18 protein-coding genes are annotated in these 22,126 nt (G+C 56.8%); 15 read left to right on the top strand and 3 right to left on the bottom strand.

Features of this window, described 5'->3' with window-relative positions:
- The first annotated feature begins 1 nt into the window (after position 1).
- The 8 genes from hutI (at position 2) to lgt (ending at position 8,364) form a co-directional block, all read left to right on the top strand.
- On the top strand, positions 2-1,222 hold the full coding sequence (hutI, locus tag VVR27_RS07235) for an imidazolonepropionase (protein WP_368547744.1): 1,221 nt from the start codon (positions 2-4) through the stop codon (positions 1,220-1,222).
- Positions 1,222-2,274, top strand: coding sequence for a formimidoylglutamase (gene hutG / locus VVR27_RS07240; RefSeq protein ID WP_368547745.1), 1,053 nt, complete (start codon positions 1,222-1,224; stop codon positions 2,272-2,274). The genes hutI and hutG overlap by 1 nt, the downstream gene beginning before the upstream one ends.
- A 27-nt stretch (positions 2,275-2,301) precedes the next feature.
- A complete protein-coding gene (hutH, locus tag VVR27_RS07245; protein ID WP_368547746.1) occupies positions 2,302-3,846 on the top strand; it encodes a histidine ammonia-lyase in 1,545 nt (514 codons plus the stop codon).
- A gap of 141 nt (positions 3,847-3,987) precedes the next feature.
- On the top strand, positions 3,988-4,236 hold the full coding sequence (locus VVR27_RS07250; RefSeq protein WP_368547747.1) for an HGxxPAAW family protein: 249 nt from the start codon (positions 3,988-3,990) through the stop codon (positions 4,234-4,236).
- 208 nt (positions 4,237-4,444) lie between these two features.
- A complete protein-coding gene (gene trpC / locus VVR27_RS07255) occupies positions 4,445-5,263 on the top strand; it encodes an indole-3-glycerol phosphate synthase TrpC (RefSeq protein WP_368547748.1) in 819 nt (272 codons plus the stop codon).
- A gap of 46 nt (positions 5,264-5,309) precedes the next feature.
- Positions 5,310-6,635, top strand: coding sequence for a tryptophan synthase subunit beta (gene trpB, locus VVR27_RS07260; protein WP_368547749.1), 1,326 nt, complete (start codon positions 5,310-5,312; stop codon positions 6,633-6,635).
- Positions 6,636-6,638: 3 nt separating this feature from the next.
- Positions 6,639-7,484 (top strand): tryptophan synthase subunit alpha, encoded by an 846-nt coding sequence (gene trpA, locus VVR27_RS07265; RefSeq protein WP_346872888.1) that lies wholly within the window; start codon positions 6,639-6,641, stop codon positions 7,482-7,484.
- Between the two features lie 13 nt (positions 7,485-7,497).
- Complete coding sequence (gene lgt, locus VVR27_RS07270) at positions 7,498-8,364, top strand: prolipoprotein diacylglyceryl transferase (RefSeq protein WP_368547750.1); 867 nt, start codon at positions 7,498-7,500, stop codon at positions 8,362-8,364.
- Positions 8,365-8,371: 7 nt separating this feature from the next.
- Here the strand turns inward: lgt and VVR27_RS07275 are convergent, their stop codons facing one another.
- Entirely contained in the window at positions 8,372-8,860 is a 489-nt protein-coding gene (locus VVR27_RS07275; RefSeq protein WP_368547751.1) for a hypothetical protein, read from the bottom strand.
- Positions 8,861-9,162: 302 nt separating this feature from the next.
- Between VVR27_RS07275 and adhP the strand changes: the two genes are divergently transcribed.
- The 3 genes from adhP (at position 9,163) to VVR27_RS07290 (ending at position 16,721) form a co-directional block, all read left to right on the top strand.
- Positions 9,163-10,206 (top strand): alcohol dehydrogenase AdhP, encoded by a 1,044-nt coding sequence (gene adhP, locus VVR27_RS07280; protein WP_368547752.1) that lies wholly within the window; start codon positions 9,163-9,165, stop codon positions 10,204-10,206.
- Between the two features lie 361 nt (positions 10,207-10,567).
- A complete protein-coding gene (gltB, locus tag VVR27_RS07285) occupies positions 10,568-15,265 on the top strand; it encodes a glutamate synthase large subunit (RefSeq protein ID WP_368547753.1) in 4,698 nt (1,565 codons plus the stop codon).
- Positions 15,258-16,721, top strand: a complete 1,464-nt coding sequence (locus VVR27_RS07290) for a glutamate synthase subunit beta (protein WP_368547754.1) — start codon at positions 15,258-15,260, stop codon at positions 16,719-16,721. Before gltB ends, VVR27_RS07290 begins: the two co-directional genes overlap by 8 nt.
- A gap of 79 nt (positions 16,722-16,800) precedes the next feature.
- On the opposite strand, the gene VVR27_RS07295 is transcribed toward VVR27_RS07290, so the two are convergent.
- A complete protein-coding gene (locus tag VVR27_RS07295) occupies positions 16,801-17,364 on the bottom strand; it encodes a flavodoxin domain-containing protein (RefSeq protein ID WP_368547755.1) in 564 nt (187 codons plus the stop codon).
- Positions 17,365-17,394: 30 nt separating this feature from the next.
- Positions 17,395-17,979: a flavodoxin domain-containing protein gene (locus tag VVR27_RS07300; RefSeq protein WP_237202641.1), complete on the bottom strand. Its 585-nt coding sequence runs from the start codon at positions 17,977-17,979 to the stop codon at positions 17,395-17,397.
- Positions 17,980-18,310: 331 nt separating this feature from the next.
- Between VVR27_RS07300 and pyk the strand changes: the two genes are divergently transcribed.
- The 4 genes from pyk to VVR27_RS07320 all read left to right on the top strand — a co-directional run bounded on the left by pyk (position 18,311) and on the right by VVR27_RS07320 (position 22,126).
- Positions 18,311-19,780 (top strand): pyruvate kinase, encoded by a 1,470-nt coding sequence (pyk, locus tag VVR27_RS07305; RefSeq protein WP_368547756.1) that lies wholly within the window; start codon positions 18,311-18,313, stop codon positions 19,778-19,780.
- 499 nt (positions 19,781-20,279) lie between these two features.
- Entirely contained in the window at positions 20,280-20,615 is a 336-nt protein-coding gene (locus VVR27_RS07310; RefSeq protein WP_368547757.1) for a helix-turn-helix domain-containing protein, read from the top strand.
- 60 nt (positions 20,616-20,675) lie between these two features.
- A complete protein-coding gene (locus VVR27_RS07315; RefSeq protein ID WP_368547758.1) occupies positions 20,676-21,113 on the top strand; it encodes an ImmA/IrrE family metallo-endopeptidase in 438 nt (145 codons plus the stop codon).
- Positions 21,114-21,247: 134 nt separating this feature from the next.
- The gene (locus VVR27_RS07320) at positions 21,248-22,126 is read left to right on the top strand and encodes a hypothetical protein (protein ID WP_345445490.1); all 879 of its coding nucleotides are present in this window, start codon (positions 21,248-21,250) and stop codon (positions 22,124-22,126) included.

Below are 22,126 nucleotides of genomic sequence, written 5' to 3' on the forward strand. Positions count from 1 at the left end.
CATGGCGAGCACGCTGTTGACCAATATCGGATCATTAGTCACTAATGATCCGAGTCTTGAGCGCGGGCCCCTCGGCATCGTGGAGCAGGCTGCGGTTTTGGTTGAAGATGGCGCAGTGGGCTGGGTGGGCCAGGCTTCTGCGGCACCTGCTGCCGATAAATCCATCGACTGTGAGGGACGGGCAGTAATTCCCGGGTTTGTTGAATCCCACTCACACCTGGTGTTTGCGGGAGACCGGTCGGAGGAATTCTCCGCACGCATGCAGGGGAAGGCTTATGAAGCCGGCGGGATCCGTTCTACCATTGAGCAGACCCGCGCTGCCTCATCTGGTGAGCTAGCGGCTAACGCCCGCAACCTGCTGGGGGAGTACCTGCGTAGCGGGTCAACCACCGTGGAGATTAAGAGTGGCTACGGGCAAAACACCGAATCTGAGCTGCGGTCTGTGCAGGTGGCAGCTGGTTGCACCGATGAGGTAACCCTACTCGCGGCCCACGTGACTCCACCGGAGTATGCAGGGCGGCAGGATGATTATGTTCAGATGGTTCTTGATGAAATGATCCCCGCTTGCGCTCCGTATGCCAGCTGGATTGACGTGTTCTGCGAGAAGGGCGCTTTTAGCGAAGAGCAATCGCGGGCAGTGTTGCTCGCAGGGCAGGCAGCCGGGCTAAAGGCACGGGTGCACGGTAACCAGCTGACCTACGGTGCAGGTGTGCAACTAGCGGTCGAGCTGGGTGCGGCCTCGGTGGATCACGCGGTCTACCTGAGCGATGCGGACGTGGACGCCCTGGCGAACTCGACCACGGTAGCTACCGTTTTGCCGGGCGCTGATTTCTCTACCCGTAACAGTTACCCGCCTGCTCGCAGGCTCCTGGACGCCGGCGCCACCCTCGCATTGGGGGCAGACTGCAACCCGGGAACCAGCTTCACCACGTCCATTCCTTTTTGTATCGCTCTGGCAGTGCGTGATTTGGGGATGAGCCCGGATGAAGCCCTGTGGTCAGCAACCGCTGGAGGCGCCCGCGCTCTACAACGCGAAGATGTTGGAAGTTTGCGGGTGGGCGCTCGCGCTGACCTGGTGGAGCTGGCTGCCCCCAACCATCTGCACCTTGCTTACCGGCCCGGCGTTAGCCTGGTCCACCGGGTATGGAAAGCAGGGGAGCAGGTGGCAGGGCCGGGCGCCCAGCCTAAGGTGAGCGATATCAGGCACAAGGAGTGTTGCTGATGCATCAGAATAACCTCTCTGACTTACACCGTTTCATCGATCGTCCTGCTCCTACCTGGTCCGGGAGGAACGATGGGACTGGCACTGCCCACCGTCGCGTGCACCAGGCCGTCACCTTCTTGGGGCAGGGTAGCCCGGCTTCCGCTGACGCCATCTTCATCGGCTTTGCCTCCGACGAGGGGGTGCGCCGCAATGTTGGCCGCCAGGGAGCTGCAGATGGGCCAGCAGCCTTACGCTCAGCGCTGGGGCGCCTAGCACTGGCGCAGGGGCGCAATAGCACCCGCCACACAGACCTGGCTTTGCTGGATGCTGGGGATATTGTGGTGTCTTCAGATCTTGAAGAGGGCCAGAAGAAGCTTGCAGCTGCCGTGATGGCAAGTGTGGATGCCGGCGTCCTGCCTGTTGTACTGGGAGGTGGCCACGAGGTTGCCTTTGGCACCTACACCGGTGTGGCAGACTCTCAGGCTCGCAAGACCGCAGGTTCTGCCGCCTCGCAGGAGCTGGGGCGTCTGGGCATCCTTAACCTGGACGCCCACTTTGACCTGCGCCGAGCAGAACAGCCGACCTCGGGCACCCCTTTTTACCAGGCGCTCACCCGGGAAAGAGCGTCAGACACTTACTGCCGCTACACGGTGCTGGGCATTTCTGAGGCCAACAATACTCAAGAACTGTTTGATACCGCCCATGAGTTGGGGGTGGATTACGTGGTGGATGAAGACTGCGGGGTGCTGAACCAGCAAGCCTTGCTGAGCACGGTGCGAGAATTTGTGGCCTCTGTAGATATCATTTACCTGACCCTGGATCTAGATGTCCTCCCTGCCAGCATCGCCCCCGGCGTCAGCGCCCCAGCAGGCTACGGAGTGCCCCTGGAGATCATCAACGTCGTGCTGAAAGAAGTGGCAGCTAGCGGCAAACTAGCAGCTTTCGATGTCGCTGAACTCAACCCCAGCTTCGATAGTGACGGGCGTACCGCTCACACCGCTGCCCGCCTGATTCATACCGTACTGACCTACTACACCCCTTTAAGCTCTGCAGCACCGTCGCTGCGCTGAGCCCCCAGACTTTTGAGGAGAAACCCCGTGAATCAAACCCCCGTTACCGTAGGAATCGGAGCTCTAAGCTTCGAGGACGTCATTAGGGTAGCTCGCCACCGTGCTCCCGTGGTGCTAAGCGAAGAATCTCTGGCTGAAATTGCTAAGTCATCCGAGCGCATCCGCCAACTAGCCCACCAAACAATACCGGTCTACGGTGTATCCACCGGTTTTGGTGCGCTGGCCTCCAAGCACATCCCGGCGGAGATGCGTACCGCCCTGCAACGGGGCCTTATCCGCTCTCACGCCGCGGGGTCTGGCAAAGAGGTAGAAACTGAGGTCGTCCGCGCTCTTATGCTCCTGCGCCTTTCAACCCTCGCCACAGGCCGCACCGGCGTGCGCCCCGAAGTTGCCCGGGCTTATGCCGATATGCTCTCTGCCAACCTCACCCCGGTGGTCTATGAGTACGGCTCATTGGGCTGTTCTGGTGATTTGGCTCCGCTGGCCCACTGTGCCCTAGCAATTATCGGTGAGGGCCAGGTGCGCGATGAGCAGGGCCAGCTATTGGACACCGCCGACGCTCTCCAACAGCACGGGCTGACCCCGGTGGTGCTGGCGGAGAAAGAGGGGCTGGCGCTCATTAATGGCACCGACGGCATGTTAGGCATGCTGGTGATGGCTATTACTGACCTGGACCGTCTGACCCGCCTGGCGGATGTAGCAGCTGCTATGAGTCTTGAGGGTTTAGTGGGTACCGATCGAGTTTTTGCTGCCGACCTGCACAGCTTGCGCCCGCATCCCGGTCAGCAGGTTGCCGCAGCCAACATGCTCAAAGTTCTTGAAGGCTCAGACATTATTCAGCATCATTCGGGCAATCACAGCACCTACGTGCAGGACGCTTACTCGCTGCGTTGCGCCCCGCAGGTAGCCGGTGCCGTGCGAGACACCGTAGAACACGCCCGCACCGTGGCCTTACGCGAGCTGGCTTCAGCCATCGACAACCCGGTGGTCACTTTCGATGGTCGGGTGGAGTCTAACGGTAACTTCCACGGTGCTCCGGTGGCCTATGTTCTGGACTTCCTGGCGATTGCAGTCGCTGACGCCGCCTCTATCTCAGAACGTCGCACCGATCGTTTTCTGGACACCGCCCGCAACCGGGGCCTGCCGCCCTTTTTGGCAGATGATCCCGGTGTGGACTCTGGGCACATGATTGCCCAGTACACCCAGGCAGCCATCGTCTCAGAACTTAAGCGACTAGCGGCACCGGCCTCGGTAGACTCCATCCCGTCCTCAGCCATGCAAGAAGACCACGTCTCTATGGGCTGGAGCGCAGCCCGTAAACTGCGAACCTCAATCGACGGGCTGAGTAGGGTACTAGCCATAGAGATTCTTACGGCTGCCCGTGGCATAGACCTGCGAGCACCCCACCAGCCCGCACCTGCCAGCGCCGCCGTCATCGCTCGCTTACGTCAGGACGTCGCGGGGCCGGGCAGCGACCGCTATTTGGCACCAGAAATCCAGGCAACCGTTGAACTGGTGGCCAGTGGAGAATTGCTGGCAGCGGCTGAAAAAGTCACCGGGCACTTGGACTAGTCTTCAACCGAGAGAGTAAAAGTTAAGAGCATATAGCCTGCGATATTGGGTTAAAGCATTCCTATCTCATAAGATAGACCTAAGCACCCTTGCGCTCATCGATGCACCTGAGCGCAAAATACACACACTGAGGAGACTCACATGTCAAAGCAGACCGTTGAGATGGTCCCCGACCTTCCCCACACCAACCACGGCAATACTATTGCTTCATGGGCAATGTTGGGCATCATTACCCTGGGCTTTATTGTAGCTGCTATTGGCTTCGACATTGCCAACACCCCCATCTTCGTTGTGGGCGTAGCTATCATGCTCATCGGTTTAGTTGCCGGTTTGGTTCTGCGAGCAGCTGGCTACGGCCAGGGCGGCAAGCACACCAAGTATCACCACTAAGCTGATGATGCGAGCTAGAGCGTCCCACAGGCACTGTGGGGCGCTTTTGTGTACCCGGGCGGGAACGAATGGTTCCAGTTGCCAGCCTGTTTTCACTGGCCGCTGAAATTCTCACCTAATGGGCTGCCATTTAGCCTTGAAGCCACTGATACGACATACTAAAAAGACGCGAAAAAACAGGGCACCGGCTGCCTGTGAGGGGATCACTATGACCGTTCTAGATGACATTATTAGGGGCGTCCGCGAGGACATGGCGGAGCGTCAGCGCACCGCAACCCTCGATGACCTCAAAGCCAGAGCCGCAGAGCAGCCTCCGGCACGTGATGCTTTTGCCGCGTTGAGCGGGGCTTTCAAGAGCAGCCTTGAGGTTATTTCTGAGGTTAAGCGGTCTAGCCCCTCCAAAGGTGCTCTGTCTGATATCCCAGACCCAGCTGCCCTAGCATCGGCCTATGAAGCAGGGGGAGCGGCCGTCATTTCAGTACTGACCGAAAAACGCCGCTTTGCTGGCTCTCTAGCTGACCTGGATGCCGTGCGTGCGGCAGTCTCGATTCCGGTGCTCCGCAAGGATTTCACCGTTGATGAATACCAGATTTGGGAGGCCCGGGCCCACGGCGCTGACCTGGTCCTGCTCATCGTTGCTGCATTGGACGATGTCACCCTCACCCGGTTCTTGGACCTCACCCATGAGCTGGGCATGAACGCCCTGGTTGAAACCCACACTCCAGAAGAAATTGAACGCGCAAAAGCGGCTGGTGCCCGTATTGTGGGCGTCAACGTCCGCAACCTCAAAACCCTTGAGGTTGATAATGCGAATTTTGGTCAGCTCGCCCCCTTGCTGCCAGAAGATGCCATCATCGTTGCTGAGTCAGGGGTTGCCGAGGAGGCAGACGTTGAAGATTACGCATCTCACGGCGCAAAAGCTGTGCTGGTGGGCGCGGCCCTGGTGAAGTCAGGCACCCCCACCGAAACCGTCCGCGCCTTCCGTGAAGCTGGCGCTGCCGCCCGCACAGCCTGGCTCGCTCGCTAACCTTATCTGCCCTTCACCCCCACCCTTTTAGATCTAAGGAAACGGTATGACCGACACCCTAGCCGACCAGTTTCTCACCTCTGACCGCAGCCTTAAGAACGCTCCCGGCCCCTACTTTGGCAACTACGGCGGCCGATACATGGCTGAATCGCTGATTGCCGCCATGGACGAGTTGGAAGAAACCTTCGAGAAGGCAAAAGAAGATGAAGAGTTTCTGGCTGAATTCCGCCAGCTCTCTGCTGAATACTCCAACCGCCCCTCTCTGCTCACCGAGGTCCCCCGGTTTTCTGAACACGGCGGCGGGGTACGCTTCTTCCTTAAGCGCGAAGACCTCAACCACACCGGCAGTCACAAAATCAATAACGTGATTGGCCAGGCACTTCTGGCGAAGCGTATGGGCAAGACCCGTCTGATTGCCGAGACTGGCGCTGGCCAGCACGGCGTCGCCACCGCCACCGCCGCCGCCCTCTTTGGTATGGAGTGCGTGGTCTACATGGGGGAAGAAGACACTGAGCGGCAGGCACTCAACGTTGCTCGCATGCAGTTGCTGGGAGCTACCGTCATCGCAGTGCAGACCGGTTCGCGTACCCTCAAAGACGCTATCAACGAGGCCTTGCGTGACTGGGTATCGAACGTGGATACCACCCACTACCTGCTAGGTACTGCCGCCGGCGCCCACCCCTTCCCGGCAATGGTGCGCTACTTCCATGATGCTATCGGCACCGAAGCTCGCCAGCAGATTCTTGAAGCCACCGGAAAACTCCCAGACGGTATCGCTGCCTGCGTGGGCGGTGGCTCCAACGCCATTGGCATGTTCCATGCTTTCTTGGATGACCGCGACGTCAAAATCTTTGGTTTTGAGGCAGGCGGCGACGGTATCGACACCGACCGTCACGCAGCCACCATCTCGCTGGGCCGCCCCGGCATGCTGCACGGCGCTATCACCTATCTTATGCAGGACGAAGACGGACAGACCATCGAGTCCCACTCCATCTCAGCGGGTCTTGACTACCCCGGCGTCGGGCCTGAACACGCCTACCTGTCAGATATCGGGCGAGTGGACTACCAGGCGGTAACTGACACCGAGGCCATGGACGCCTTGCGTCTGCTCTGCCGCACGGAGGGCATCATCCCTGCGCTGGAATCTTCTCACGCGCTCGCGGGTGCCCTGCGCGTAGCCCGCCAGTGGGCCGATGAAAGCCCGGAAACCGCCCATGAAAAGATCATGGTCGTTTGTCTGTCCGGTCGTGGGGATAAGGATATGGAAACCGCCCTCAAGTGGTTCGGCCTGGGTAAAGCTATTCCCTCGACCAGCCTGAATGTGGGCAATAAAGAAGCAGCAACCGAAGCCGCACAGACAGAAGGTGCCTAAGCTATGAGCCACGTGGATTTTCAGGACGACACCGTCTACTCGGTTAAGAATGGAAAGTTTCCTGCCCCCAACCCTCACTCCAAGGTTGCAGCCCGCCTAGCCCAGTGCAAGGCTGAAGGTAGGGCCGCTCTCATTGGCTACCTGCCGGTCGGTTACCCTTCAGTCGACGAGTCAATTGCCGCTGCCATTGAAATGGGTAAGAACGGGGTGGACATCATCGAATTGGGCCTGCCCTACTCAGATCCTGTCATGGATGGCCCCGTCATTCAGCGTGCCACCGTCGAAGCGATTGCCAAGGGCTTTCGCACCGATGACGTTTTCCGTGCGGTGCGCGAAATCACCGCTGCCACCAACGCTGTTGTCGTGGTGATGACCTACTGGAATCCGGTACTGCGCCGGGGCGTTGACCGCTTCGCCCAGGAGCTGGCAGCAGCCGGTGGCTCGGGCATTATCACCCCAGACCTCGTACCCGATGAAGCAGCAGACTGGTTCGCTGCCTCAGAAAAGTACGGTCTGGATCGCATCTTCCTGGCATCTATCTCTAGCTCAACGGAGCGCCTGCATATAATTTCTAAGGCTTCTAGCGGCTTTGTTTACGCCGTCTCTGTCATGGGTGTTACCGGCGCTCGCGCCTCGGTCAGTGACGCTGCCGGAACCCTGGTAGCTGACCTACGGTCAGCTGGTGCCCCCGCGGCCTGCGTAGGTCTGGGTGTTTCTAAGAGGGAGCACGTAGAGGAAATCGGTGCCTATGCGGACGGTGTTATCGTGGGTACTGCACTGGTCAAGGCACTGACTGAAGGCGGCCCCGCCGCCGTCGGTGTGCTGACCCGCGAACTCGCCGGTAAGTAACCAAAGGAGAGCAGTGACAGCGTCTGTCATTCTAGCGTCCATCCCATCCCCCAGCGTCTCCAGTTTTTCACTGGGGCCACTGACTATCCACTTTTATGCCCTCTGTATTCTTTCGGGTATAGCGGTTTGTCTATGGCTGACTTCTAAGCGTTGGCAAAGCTGGGGGGAGGACCCCGAGAGGGTCTGGGATATTGCCATGTGGGCAATCCCCGCTGGCATCATTGGTGCCCGCCTTTACCACGTGCTGATTACCGATCCCGGAACCTACTTTGGTGCTGGAGCTGATCCGCTGGCTATCTTCAAAATCTGGGAGGGCGGCATCGGTATCATGGGTGCCATCTCCGTGGGTGGGTTGGGCGCCTGGATTGCCTGTAAACGGTATGGCATTTCGTTGGCTAAATTTGCGGACGCGGCTGCCCCCGGCATCCTGATCGCGCAAGCGCTGGGCCGCTGGGGTAACTGGTTCAACCAGGAGCTTTTCGGCAAACCGACCACCCTGCCCTGGGGTCTGGAGATTTCGGCGACCTCTCATAATTTCCCTGACCAGTACGCGCCGGGAACCCTCTTTCACCCCACCTTCCTCTACGAATCCATCTGGAATCTGATGGGTGCCGCCCTGCTTATTTACCTCGGCAAACGGGGGATCTTCCAGCGCGGGCAGACCTTCTGGGCCTACGTTGCTTGGTACGGTTTCGGCCGCCTTTTGATTGAAGCTTTCCTACGCATTGATACGGCAGAAATGTTGCTGGGCGTGCGCATCCACGTCTGGACGTCGGGAGCCATCCTGCTGCTGGGTCTGATCATGTTCGCCCTTGCAGGGGCTCGTGCCCGGCGCCATCGAGACGAGCTGGAAACAGCGGCCGTGCGCGCAGGGGACTAGTGGAGCGCTAGCCGAAGAGCCGATGGAGCAGAGCTAACGCCCGGTGGGCCCTCATCTCAATCAGATTGGTGTTGGTTGATGTACTGGGTTTCTGCATCGAGGTGTAGAGATAGTACCCCGCTAGAGCCACAGTGCAGCCGTGTAAGAATTCTGATCTAGGACGCCGGTGCGTTGGCATGAGCTCTAGAACCTGCTGTTCGGTGAGTTGACCGTCCTGGATGAGAGCATCTACCGCAATAAGTCCCAGATCAAGGTCTGCATTGCCGATATTTGCCCAGGGCCAATCCACCAGCACTGCCTGCCCCTCCGGAGTGATGAGAATGTTGTCAGCTCTTAGATCTGTATGAACATACTCGTTACCGCTCAGCTGGGATGCTACCTGTTCATCGACTTCAGTGGCAAAACCTGCTGCACCCTTATTGATGAGGGGGAGTAGCTCTATAAGGTCTCGGTAGTAGGCGGTATCTTTTACATACTGCAGGTCATCTAAACTCACGCCCTCAGCTAGCCGGTGCCACAATTTTAGGTTTTGCTGAGCACTTTTCTCTTGTGATATACCTAATATCCTATGGGCAGGTCCATCAAAGTTCTGGCTGGATAGCTTTTTAACTGCCCTCCTGACAGTTTGGTGGATCACGCTAGATAGGCCCTGTCAACCATTGAGGTTTTAGGTGACTTAACACCTCATGTTTCTCTGCTTGAAATTGCTGAGGGCCTTGGCATATCCTGCGCCACTCAGTAGATTAACTAGTGAGTTGCCTTGTAGTAACTCCAATCCCAGGCAAAGGAGCCCCCCTCATGTCCACCATGAAAGCAATTGTTGTTTCTGACCGTCTTGACGGAACCGTCGATATTAAGGATGCCCCCGTGCCCGAGGTGGGCCACGGTCAGGTTCTTGTCAAGATTGAATACTCCGGTGTGTGCCACACCGACCTGCACGTAGCTGCCAGTGATTTCGGTGAAAAGCCTGGCAGAATTCTCGGCCACGAAGGCGTCGGTGTTATTACCGAGGTAGGCCCCGGTGTGGAGCACCTACAGGTGGGCGACCGTGTGAGCGTCCCCTGGTTCTTCAAGGGCTGCGGTCACTGCGAATACTGTGTGGACGGCCGCGCCACTCTTTGCCGCTCGGTCATCAACGCTGGCTACACGGCAGATGGTGCTATGAGCGAATACACCCTGCTGTACGCTGATTACACCGTCAAGGTACCCGATGCTCTGGACCCGGTCGAGGCCACTTCCATTACCTGCGCCGGTGTCACCACTTATAAGGCCATCAAGGAGTCGGGCGTCCGCCCCGGTCAATGGCTGGTAGCTTTCGGAGCTGGCGGTCTGGGTAACCTAGCAGTTCAGTACGCTAAGAACGTCTTTGGCGCCCAGGTAATTGCCGTAGATATCAACGAAGACAAGCTGCTGCTCGCTAAGGACAGCGGTGCTGATGTGGTGATTAACGGCAAGAACGTTGAAAGCGTTGAAGAAGAGATTAAGAATGTTACCGGCGGGGTAGGGGCTCACACTGCTGTGGTGACCGCGGTATCTAAGGTGGCCTTCAACCAGGCTGTAGATTCAGTTCGAGCCGGTGGCACCGTGGTTGCGGTTGGTCTGCCCACCGAGTCAATGGATCTTAGCATTCCCCGCCTGGTACTGGATGGTATTCGGATACAGGGATCCCTGGTGGGTACCAGCCAGGACCTGGAAGAAGCTTTTGCTTTCGGTGCTCAGGGTTTGATTAAGCCCGTGGTTCAGCTCCGCCCGGTGGAGGACGTCCGGGCTATCTTTGATGAAATGCACGCAGGACTGATCAACGGACGCATGGTGCTAGATTTCACCGGAGAAACCAAGTAATCGGGTTGATGTAAAAGAGGGGTGGTGGCTGATGCCACCATCCCTCTTTTCTAGCTGATGTGAGACACTGTGTTCGAAATATGAGAAATTATGTTGCTTTTATGTTTCCAGTTGCAGATTTTTTGTAAAGGAAAAATATGAATAATTATGGAAGAAAAGTGTTCTCTAATTAAAGAAGAGGTGCGAAAATCTTCCTTTCTTCCTTGAAAAGACTGGGCTCTTATCAGTTTGCACCCCACTGGGATAGGCTAACTTCCAATGAATGATGATCAAGAGTGATGAATACGTTTACATTTCTGTAATAGCACCGCATCATATTGTTATTCAGACACCCGGCACACGCTATTAGGAAGGGTCACCCATGCGCAGAACACCAGCCAACGACTTGGCAGCTGCTGAAGATTTCACTGTGGACCCCCACACCAAGAACCACGCGCCCTCGCCCTTTACCACTTTTGCCAACCTGCCTGAAGCGCAGGGGCTCTACCAGCCTGACGCTGAGAAGGACGCCTGCGGTCTGGCCATGGTTGCCACCCTACGCGGTGAACCCGGCCATGACATCGTGGATCACGCCCTCACTGCGCTGCGCCGTCTTGAGCACCGCGGTGCTGTAGGCGCTGACGAAGGCACCGGCGACGGCGCGGGTATTCTCCTGCAAATCCCTGATGCTTTCTTGCGTGAGGTGGTCGACTTTGAACTGCCGCCTCTCGGCAAGTACGCGGTCGGTACAGCCTACCTGCCCACCGGCGGGGTAGACGCTGAAGACAAGCAAAAGGCACTGGCAGGTATCGCTCAGGATGAGGGACTGCGCGTCTTGGGCTGGCGCCACGTGCCCGTTAACCCCGATATTGTGGGGAAATCAGCCCGCGAAGTTATGCCGCACTTTGTTCAGATGTTCATTGCTGAGGCATCGGGTGATTCTAACGAGTCGGTTAACGCCCCCTTTACCGGGCACATCCCCGTGATTGATCTTGACCCCCAGGCAGAGCGTCGTCAGCTGGATCAAAAAGCTTTTCGCGTGCGCAAGCGGGCCCAGCACAAGCTCGGAGTTTACTTCCCGTCCCTTTCCTCTCGGACCATCGTTTACAAGGGTATGCTGACCACCGCACAGTTAGAACCCTTCTACCCTGATCTCTCCGATCCTCGCTTTGCCACCAAGCTGGCAATCGTTCACTCACGCTTTTCGACCAACACCTTCCCCTCCTGGCCGCTGGCCCAGCCTTTCCGCACCATTGCCCATAACGGCGAAATCAATACGGTGAAGGGCAACCGCAACTGGATGCGCGCCCGCCAGTCCCAGCTCAAATCGCCGGTGCTGGGCCGCAACCCTGAAGAGCTCTTTCCCATTTGTTCGGTCGGTGCCTCTGACTCCCAATCCTATGACGAGGTAGCCGAACTGCTGATGCTCTCAGGCCGTTCAGCGGCCCAGGTGCTGATGATGATGGTGCCCGAGGCGTGGGAAAACCACGAGACCATGGACGCTGACCGTCGCGCCTTCTACCGCTACCACTCTTCTCTGATGGAGCCTTGGGACGGCCCAGCAGCCATCGCCTTTACGGACGGTGACGCTGTGGGTTCGGTGTTGGACCGCAACGGGCTGCGGCCTGGGCGCTACTGGGTCACCGATGATGGTCTGGTCGTCCTGGCCTCCGAGGTAGGCGTGGTTGATATCCCTGAATCCAAGATTATTGAAAAGGGCAGGGTCTCACCGGGCAAGATGTTCTACGTGGACACCGAAGCCGGCCGCCTTGTGCCCGATGAAGAAGTCAAGGCAGCCGTTGCAGCCGAGCAGCCCTGGGCTACCTGGGCGGAAGAGAACATCGTCAATCTGGCTGATTTGCCCGACCGTGAGCACGTGCGTGCTGCCCGTAAATCGATTCTCAAGCGTCAGCAGACCTTCGGCTACACCGAAGAGGAACTGCGCAAGATTCTGGCTCCTATGGCAGCAACCGGTGCTGAACCCATCTACGCCATGGGTACCGATACTCCCATCGCTGTGCTCTCTAAGCGTCACCGTCTGCTCTTTGACTACTTTGTGCAGTCCTTCGCCCAGGTGACCAACCCGCCCCTGGACTCCATCCGTGAAGAGCTGGTCACCAGTCTCAAGACTTCTATCGGTGCTGACGGCAACCTCTTGCGTCATGGGCGGGTACGGGTCAACCACGTTGAGCTGGACTTCCCGGTCATCAATAATGATGAGCTAGATAAGATTCTTCATATTGATGATGAGGACGGCGCGCCGGCGGCTATTAAGGTCTCTGGGCTCTACCCCTCTCACGGTGGGGAGACCGCCCTCCGTGAACGTCTAGCTGAGATCTGTGAGCAGGTTTCTGCCGCGGTTGAGCGCGGCGTCCAGTTCCTTATTCTTTCTGACCGTAACTCTAACGGTGCCTGGGCTCCTATCCCGTCTCTGTTGCTGACCAGCGCGGTTCACCATCACCTGTTGCGCAGTGCTACCCGCACCAAGGTTGCCCTGATTGTGGAGGCAGGCGATGTGCGCGAGGTCCACCATATTGCCACCCTCATAGGCTACGGAGCCTCGGCGGTCAACCCCTACCTGGCCATGGAATCCGTTGAAGAGCTGGTGGCTCAGGGTGAAATCACCGGTGTCACCGAAGCTGAGGCTGTCTATAACCTCATCAAGGCACTGGGTAAGGGTCTACAGAAGATTATGTCTAAGATGGGTATCTCGACGGTATCTTCTTACTGCGGTGCCCAGACCTTTGAGGCCCTGGGCCTGTCCCAGAGCCTAGTGGATCAGTTCTTCACCGGCACCCACTCGCAGATGGACGGGGTAGGGCTGGGCGTTATTGAAGCTGAAATTCGCAAGCGTCACCACGCTGCCTACCCCGATGACGGCGTGGCGGTACCTTACCGCGCCCTGGAAACAGGCGGCGAATATGACTGGCGCCGAGAGGGCCCACCCCACCTCTTCAACCCGCAGACCATCTTCCGCCTGCAGCACTCCACCAAGACCCGCCGCTATGACATCTTCAAGAGCTACACCAAGCTCGTCGATGATCAGGCTAGGGACCTTATGACCCTGCGCGGTCTCTTCAGCTTCAAGGCAAACCGCACCCCGGTGCGTTTGGAGGAGGTGGAGCCGGTTTCCTCCATCGTCAGGCGTTTCTCAACCGGTGCTATGTCCTATGGCTCTATTTCTCGGGAAGCCCACGAGACACTGGCGATTGCTATGAATCAGCTGGGTGCTAAGTCCAACACTGGTGAGGGCGGTGAAGACGTTGACCGTCTGCTGGACCCCGCCCGTCGGTCAGCTATCAAGCAGGTAGCATCGGGCCGCTTTGGTGTGACGTCTCTCTACCTGACCAATGCTGAGGATATTCAGATTAAGATGGCGCAGGGCGCTAAGCCCGGTGAGGGCGGCCAACTTATGGCTGCCAAGGTTTACCCCTGGGTAGCTGCGACCCGCCATTCCACCCCCGGCGTCACTCTGATTTCACCTCCGCCGCATCACGATATTTACTCCATCGAGGATCTGGCCCAGCTGATATATGACTGCAAGCGCGCTAACCCCAGCGCTCGTGTGCACGTCAAGCTGGTTTCTGAAGTCGGTGTTGGCACTGTAGCTGCCGGTGTCACCAAAGCTAAGGCCGATGTCGTACTCATCTCTGGCCACGACGGCGGTACCGGCGCTGCGCCCCTCAACTCCCTCAAGCACGCGGGTGCGCCCTGGGAACTTGGCCTGGCTGAAGCCCAGCAGACCCTGTTGCTCAACGGCCTACGTAACCGCGTAGTTGTCCAGGCAGACGGTCAGCTCAAGACCGGCAGAGACGTCATCATTGCTGCCTTACTCGGTGCTGAAGAGTTCGGCTTCGCGACCGCTCCGCTCATCGTTGAGGGTTGCATTATGATGCGCAAGTGTCACCTAGACACCTGCCCGGTAGGTGTCGCCACCCAGAACCCCGACCTGAGGGCCCGCTTCACCGGCCAAGCCCAGCACGTTGTTAACTTCTTTGAGTTTATTGCTGAAGAGGTGCGTGAGTATCTGGCAGAGCTGGGCTTCCGCACCCTGGATGAGGCTATCGGCCATGCAGAGGCCCTGGATGTCTCTCAGGCAGTGCAACACTGGAAAGCTGAGGGTTTGGATCTCTCCAAGATTCTGGTCTCAACGGCCAGCAAGTATGGTGCCGATGAAATTCGCAACACCAGCACCCAGGATCACGAGCTGGATGCACACATCGATAACCGCTTTATTCAGGAGGCTGAAGAAACCTTCACCAACCGTCAGCACGTCAGCATTGAGGCCCAGGTCGTCAACACTGACCGCTCTGTGGGAACCATGCTGGGGCACCAGGTCACCAAAACTTTTGGTATTGACCTGCTAGAGCCAGGGACTATCGAGCTGAACCTGACCGGTCATGCCGGGCAATCCTTGGGTGCCTTCCTACCTGCGGGTATCTCCATCACCCTCACCGGCGACTCCAACGACTACGTCGGCAAGGGGCTTTCGGGAGGTAGCATCACGGTGCGTCCGGACGCCGCCGCACCCCTGAGCTCTGCACAGAACGTCATTGCCGGTAATGTTTGCGGCTACGGTGCGACCAGCGGTGAGATGTTCCTGGGCGGGGCCGTGGGGGAGCGCTTTATGGTACGCAATTCTGGGGCAACCGCTGTCGCTGAGGGAATTGGGGATCATGGCTGTGAATATATGACCGGTGGTCTTGCCCTGATTATTGGTTCGACCGGTAGAAATTTTGGAGCCGGCATGAGCGGAGGTATCGCTTATGTGCTGGACCTGGAGGAAAAGAAGGTCAATAAGCAGGCCCGCGAAACCGGCGAGCTGACCTTCCTGCCGCTTGATGAAGCCGACCGTCTAGAGGTGCAGAACCTCCTAGAGCGGCACCGTGATTACACCGGATCGGCTCGGGCTGCTGAACTACTAACTGACCTAGACACTACCTTTGACCGCATTACCAAGGTTCTTCCCAGAGATTTTGCTGCCGTGCAGTTGATTCGTGCCGAGGCAGAAGCCGCCGGTGAAGACACCGCCTCAATGCAGGTTTGGAACAAGATTTTGGAGGTGACCGCTCGTGGCTGATCCTCGCGGTTTTCTAAAAGTAACCACCCGTCAAGACCGCCCCAAGCGCCCCGTGCCGGTGCGTATTCTTGACTTCAAAGAGGTGCAGGTAGCGCAGAATTCTGCGGTCCTTAAAACGCAGGCATCGCGTTGCATGGACTGCGGTGTGCCCTTCTGTCACCAGGGCTGCCCCCTGGGCAATCTGATCCCTGAGTGGAATGATCTGACCTGGCGAGGCCAAACGGCTCAGGCGGTTGAACGCCTGCACGCTACCAACAACTTCCCCGAGTTCACCGGACGCGTCTGCCCAGCGCCCTGCGAAACCTCCTGCGTGCTGGGAATCAACCAGCCTGCGGTGACTATTAAGCAGATTGAGTACTCCATCGCTGAGCAAGCTTTTGAAGGTGGCTTCATTGAGCCGATTATGCCTGACCGTATGCTGGGTAAAACGGTGGCTGTAGTGGGTTCTGGACCGGCAGGTCTAGCTGCCGCCCAACAACTCACCCAGGCAGGTTTTACCACTGCTGTTTTTGAGCGGGACGATAGGGTAGGCGGACTGCTGCGCTACGGCATTCCTGATTTCAAACTGGAAAAAGATATCGTGGACCGCCGTATCGCGGTCATGGAAGCAGAAGGCACTCGCTTTAGAACCGGTATCGAAATCGGTACGGACATCACCTGGGATGACCTCAAGAAGCGTTATGATGCCGTTATCGTGGCCACCGGTGCCACGCAGCCGCGTGCGCTGGATATTCCCGGTGCTGACCTAAAGGGCGTGCACTTCGCCATGCCTTATCTGACCGAGTCAAACCGCGTGGTTGCTGGTGACCTCGCTGAGCCCACCATCAACGCAGCGGGAAAGAACGTTATTGTTTTGGGTGGTGGCGATACCGGTAGCGACTGCATCGGTACCGCAGTGCGTCAGGGCGCGGCGTCTATTACCACACTGGCTATTGGGGCCCAGCCCTCGGCTGACCGCGCGGATCACGAACCCTGGCCCATGTTCCCCAAGGTCTTTGAAGTGTCATCCTCCCACGAAGAAGGCGGTGAGCGCAGCTACCTTGCCTCCACCGTGGAATTTGTGGGGGAAAACGGCACACTGACCGGGCTTAAGGTCGCTGAAACAGAAATCCGGGAGGATGGTCGCCGTGGCCCCAAAGGTGGCACCGAGCGCATCATTCCTGCGGATCTGGTTTTCCTTGCTCTGGGGTTCACCGGTCAGGAGAACAGCGATATCAGTGAGCAGGTAGGCGCAGAGCTGGATGCTCGCACCAACGTGGCACGCGCTGAGGACTACATGACCAACGTCCCCGGTATCTTCTCCTGTGGGGACGCCGGGCGTGGCCAGTCGCTGGTGGTGTGGGCCATCGCTGAGGGGCGTGCCTGCGCTGCCGCGGTAGAGCGGCATCTGACCGGTTCAACCGTGCTGCCGGAGCCAGTCTTCCCCAGCGACCGAGCCATCGATCTAGCACTCTAACGTAAAGAGCCTCACCCAGCACGAAGGTGCCCTGCTCCGAGACGGGGCAGGGCACCTTTTATTATGCAGACCGTGAAATCTAGCCGAGATTTTTGAGGACCATCTGTACTAGCGGTATGCAGGCCTCAGGCGAACTATAATCCACGCTTTTCTGCGAGAAGCTATCCAGCATCTGTTGGTTAGCTTCAGACTTCTTGGGGATTGCCGCGATGGCAGAGCGAATACCAATCATGACCGTCTTGTGCTTAAGGGACAAGCGGGTATGGTCGAGTGCGCCCCTGAAGTGGAAAGTGCCGCTAGCATGATTGACCAGGGCCTCGCCCACATTTTTGCGTAGGATTCCGTCCAGTTTTTCCTGGGTCGCGCCGTCCAGCCCAGCAAACGAAACGGTGAACAGAGCTAGGGGCTGAGCCAGTAGCTGATTGACAAGTTTTTTGACCTCGGAAGATCCGGTGAGAAGCCCACCGTAGTCGCTCAGCCCAGCAACTACCATATCTGCTTCGGCTAGGTGAGAGGGGGTGACAACAGAAGCTGCTATTACCTCCGTCAGCACCCCAGCTTGGCGCAGCTCTTCTGCTATCCAGCGGGAGTAACGCTCGGTACTACCGTACTGGCTTCCGTAAATGAGCACGATACGACTCATGGTTGTTTCCCTTCTCGTGGGATGAGAGCTCTACGCTAGCTCTTCGAGGTAGATTTTTACCTGATCTACCAGCGGGTCAATCCACTGGCGATTGGTGTGGTCAGCTCCACCGTTTTCAAATGCTTCAATAAGCTGCTTGTCGTACTCGTTCTGTCTGGGCTTGAGCTTATAGGCAGTCTTCACACCGGTAAGTGCTGTCTTGTGGAGCTTGGACATTTCGCTCATTTTCAAGCCACCGCGGAAGTGGAAAGCTGGCCTGTCCCCGGCAACTTCGGCCTTGTAGCTCTTCATTACGCGGTCATCCAGATAGGAGCGGGGGTAGACCTCGGTGCCATTGAAAGAAACGGTATAAAAGAGGCGGCGATCAACGGTAAGCATGGCTTCACGACGCTTACGGAGGGTGGGTGCGCCGGTCAAGAAGCCACCCAGGTAGCTGGCACCCACAATCAAAATGTCTGCGCTTTTAATGAGTTCGTCGGTTGCTTCTGCGACTGGAGATAGCTTGACAGTGGGTGCTTGGGGGAGTGCTCGCAAGTCTTCGGCAATCCACGTGGCGTAGCGTTCCGTGTGGCCGTAGGTGGAACCGAAGAGAATAATAACCGTGGGGGCGTTCATAGCAACCTTTGCAAGTGGGTTAAAGCGGTGCGCTGTGGTGCATCTCTTAGAATACGCGCCTTGTTTGACGCTCTCAAATATAAACGAGTGTGGCAAGCCAAAAAATTTTGCTTGGTGACCGTTTATGTGTGTTTTTGTGGGGTTTGAGGTGTCATTGTTGGTAATTTTGGGGTAAAACGTCCCCCAAAACCCCATGAAACCACGTACAATGGACTGTGGACGTGTTGGTTTTATGCTGACTATATGGGAGCCTGTTGGCTACCTCGATGAGTACCTCACCGATGGTTGCCTGCGCAGGTAGCCCAACCCCTACAAAACATAAGGTTGATTGATGAGACGCGCAAAGATTGTTTGTACCATTGGCCCCGCAATTTCTGCCCCCGAGAAAATTGCAGCTGCTATCGAAGCTGGCATGAATGTTGCCCGACTAAACATGAGCCACGGTGACCACGAGGTTCACACTAACTCATACGCAACAATTCGAGAGCAAGCTGAGAAGCTGGGTAAGAATGTTGCAATCCTTGCTGATTTGCAGGGCCCTAAAATTCGCCTAGAAACCTTCAAAAACGGCGCTGAAGTCCTGGAACCCGGTGACACTTTCAAGATCACCACTGAAGATGTTGAAGGCACCAAGGAAATCTGTGGAACCACTTTCAAGGGTCTGCCTGGCGACGTCAAGCCCGGCGATACCCTGCTGATTGATGATGGCAAGATTCGTCTAGAAGCTATTGAAGTTGACGCTACGACCGTCACTACACGCGTTGTCGTGGGTGGCCCAATCTCCAATAACAAGGGTATCAACCTGCCTGGCGTTGCCGTATCGATTCCTGCGCTGACCGAAAAGGACGAGCGCGACCTGCGTTTTGCCCTGAACATGGGTGTCGATATCATCGCTCTTTCCTTCGTGCGTAGCGGCGATGACGTCACCCGCGTTCACGAAATCATGGAAGAAGAAGGCCGCCGTATTGCGGTTATCGCTAAGGTCGAGAAGCCTCAGGCTGTTGAAAATCTGCAGGATATCGTTGACAAGTTCGATGGCATCATGGTGGCTCGTGGTGATTTGGGTGTTGAGTTCCCCCTCGAAGAGGTCCCCCTCGTTCAGAAGCGCGCGATTGAACTTGCACGCCGCTGGGCAAAGCCGGTTATCGTGGCGACTCAGGTACTGGAAACCATGATTCAGAACCCCATTCCCACCCGTGCAGAGGCATCTGACTGCGCTAACGCTATTCTTGATGGCGCGGACGCTGTCATGCTCTCTGGTGAGACTTCTGTGGGCAAATACCCCATCATCACCATCCAGACCATGGCTCGCATTATTAGCTCCACCGAGGAGCGCGGTCTCTTCCGTGTTCCTGAGCTGGGTACATCACCCAAGACTCGCGGTGGCGCTATTACCCGTGCGGCGGTCAATATTGCTGACCAGCTGGACGTCAAGTACATTGCTGCTTTCACCCAGTCCGGTGACACCGCCCGCCGTCTGGCGCGTCTGCGTCCTGTGAAGCCCGTGCTGGCGATGACTCCTAAGCCTGAGGTCCGTGCCTTCCTGTCGCTGCTCTGGGGCGTTGAGGCTGTGCTGGCTCCTGCTGCTAATGACACCGATGAGATGACCGCCGTGGTTGACCGCTACATGCTGGCTAACAACCTGGCTGAGGCTAACGATTTGATTGTTATGGCTGCCGGTTCACCTCCCGGGGTGGCCGGTTCCACCAACACTGTGAAGGTTCACCGTGTTGGCGACCTGGACGACGCCGGGGCGGTGCTGCCCGAAGACCGTGAGTCGGTTGGCCCCATCCACGACTAAGCCTTTGTCGATTGAGACTAGGTAGCTAAAGCTCGCCTCGCTCGTAATAGAGCGGGGCGAGCTTTATATTTTCGGTGCGTATTAGAGATGTTGTGCAGCAAAAAAGCCAGCTACAAAAAGAAACCCCGATCAGGTTTAACCTGACCGGGGTAGCTGTGCCCAAGGTGGGACTTGAAAACTCTAGCCCGCACTTTTTACGGATATTTTCCGCGATATAGCACGATTTACACGAACCTAGGCCAATGAATTTGATTAGTAATGTTGACGGCGTCAACATCTATTTTGTCCCTGCGACCCCTTTTGTCCAGTGATGCGGGCGGCCGGACTTGACGGTTTGCAGGGCAACCTTTCGTGGTCTTGCCCTGAAGAGCCCGCGAGAACCTTGGATTACCCTCCCGAAATGCACCATAAGAACACCACAACAAAAAAGACCCCCTCAGCCACCAAATGGTGACCAGGGGTCAATAAAGGTTACTTCCTAGAAGCGTACCCAGGGTCAGTGAACTCGGAGCCAGCAACGCATTTCAGTGAGCTAGTAAATGAAGAACTTCGTGCCTTTATGGGGCGACGGGGTATGACGCAGCAGCAGCTTGCTGAGGCATTGGGCATAAGTCAAAGTAGAGTCTCAAAGATGATTTTCAAGAACGAATCGTCTCTATCTGTTTCTCACTTAGACATGGCATGTAACGCGTTGAATGATGATCCTTCAGAGGTGCTGCGGCGAGCTGAGCGAGCTCTTGCTGCAGAACAGAACTCGCGCCAGTCGTCCTTCGGGCTTGCGGCTAAGCATGACCCTGGTGTCGGTGCGGACATTAACGATGAAGACTACTTCTAAACTCTTCTAAGCCCATCTAAATATTTTCTTATAACCTCCCTGAAGGCGGTGAGCCCCCGCATGGCCTATGACCCATACCAGCACGCAGATCAGCTAGGGCTCACAGTGCACTATGGCAACCCAGGCACCGGGCTTCTAGGGCTTTACATCCATAGGAGTCGGGCTATTATCCTGCGTGCCGGCCTATCAGCCCGCGTAGAACGCTGCGCCCTAGCCCACGAGATCGTACACGCTGAATACGAGGACGAGCCGACCCTCGACGGCGTATGGTCAGTCAAACGCGAGGCCAGGTGCGACCGTATCGCAGCAGAACGCCTCATCGACCGTGAGACCCTGCTCAGCACAGCGAGCGCATATGAGGATATGGGGGAGTGGGCGGCCGCCCTGGAGGTCACTGGGTGGATTCTAGGGGCTTATCTGACTGCTCACCCGCTACCGGTCAAGTATGGTCCGATGGCCCAGCAGAACCATCAGCCTGGCTTCATCATGTCCTCCTAAGTGGATAACTGGTGAGCGCTGAAGACCCTTCATGGAACGAAACAAAGCCCCGGAGCTGATGAAGTGCCGGGGCTGTTTTCGAATAAAACCAGGGAGATACCTGGGAATGGCGATTTTAATCGTATCTTTTAACCATGACCCAAGACTCACTCTTCGAACTCCCAAAAGAGTTGCACCCAGCAATCAAGCTGTACCCCAAGGATTACGCCAAGACAAGACAAGATGCCAGGGTCCTTATTCTTGTCAAAGCCAGGCCTGAGCCTTCAACGCAATATGGCGATACTGTTTGCGTTGCTGGAATACGTGTAGATCAAGAGGAATACTCTTGGGTTCGTTTGTATCCTATTCCTTTTAGGAGCCTTGAACACTATAAGCAATTCAAGAAATACACCTTTATCAACGTCCCGATTATCCCAGCTAAGGATGACTTCCGATCAGAAAGCTTCAGGCCAGACCGCGAAAAGCTACACATCGAATCAGACCTTCCAATTAAAAAGGTGTCTGAGAGGATGCGGTATATCGAGCCACTGATTAGTGACCTCAGCATGTGCGAAATCCTCGCCATTGGACGCAGTAAAAACGCTGAAAAGATGTACCCCTCCCTTGCGGTTATTAGGCCCCGAGAAATCAAGGGTCTGGATATCAAACCGTTTAAGGGCTGGACAGAAAAGCAGCGTAACGCCATCAACAACAGCGCTACTCAAGGCGACCTGATGGATATGCTCAATGGCGAGCCCGAGAAAGTCATGCTGGAAGAGCCACGCTTCGAGGTGCATCTCCGATATCTCTGTGAAAGCCGCTCCTGTAAAGAACACTCGCAGCTCTTCCTAGACTGGGAACTCGAAGCATTCACTCGCAGGTGTAATGATTTATCTGATTCGGAAGCCGTGCAGTCCATTCGGGAGCGATGGAATAACGTTCTGGATAGCGACAAAAAGCCTTTGCTTTATGTGGGCAACCAGCTCAAGGCAGCACTTGCCTACAGTGTGTTAGGTGTCCAAAGGAGCGTATAG

The sequence above is a fragment of the Rothia sp. LK2492 genome (genome assembly GCF_040946345.1).
In the GTDB taxonomy this organism is placed as follows: domain Bacteria; phylum Actinomycetota; class Actinomycetes; order Actinomycetales; family Micrococcaceae; genus Rothia; species Rothia endophytica.

Coding starts and splice junctions, on each gene's coding strand:
- hutI (WP_368547744.1), top strand. CDS start 2: ATGGCGAGCACGCTGTTGACCAATATCGGATCATTAGTCACTAATGAT.
- hutG (WP_368547745.1), top strand. CDS start 1,222: ATGCATCAGAATAACCTCTCTGACTTACACCGTTTCATCGATCGTCCT.
- VVR27_RS07250 (WP_368547747.1), top strand. CDS start 3,988: ATGTCAAAGCAGACCGTTGAGATGGTCCCCGACCTTCCCCACACCAAC.
- trpC (WP_368547748.1), top strand. CDS start 4,445: ATGACCGTTCTAGATGACATTATTAGGGGCGTCCGCGAGGACATGGCG.
- trpB (WP_368547749.1), top strand. CDS start 5,310: ATGACCGACACCCTAGCCGACCAGTTTCTCACCTCTGACCGCAGCCTT.
- trpA (WP_346872888.1), top strand. CDS start 6,639: ATGAGCCACGTGGATTTTCAGGACGACACCGTCTACTCGGTTAAGAAT.
- adhP (WP_368547752.1), top strand. CDS start 9,163: ATGTCCACCATGAAAGCAATTGTTGTTTCTGACCGTCTTGACGGAACC.
- gltB (WP_368547753.1), top strand. CDS start 10,568: ATGCGCAGAACACCAGCCAACGACTTGGCAGCTGCTGAAGATTTCACT.
- VVR27_RS07295 (WP_368547755.1), bottom strand. CDS start 17,364: ATGAGTCGTATCGTGCTCATTTACGGAAGCCAGTACGGTAGTACCGAG.
- VVR27_RS07300 (WP_237202641.1), bottom strand. CDS start 17,979: ATGAACGCCCCCACGGTTATTATTCTCTTCGGTTCCACCTACGGCCAC.
- pyk (WP_368547756.1), top strand. CDS start 18,311: ATGAGACGCGCAAAGATTGTTTGTACCATTGGCCCCGCAATTTCTGCC.
- VVR27_RS07315 (WP_368547758.1), top strand. CDS start 20,676: ATGGCCTATGACCCATACCAGCACGCAGATCAGCTAGGGCTCACAGTG.
- VVR27_RS07320 (WP_345445490.1), top strand. CDS start 21,248: ATGACCCAAGACTCACTCTTCGAACTCCCAAAAGAGTTGCACCCAGCA.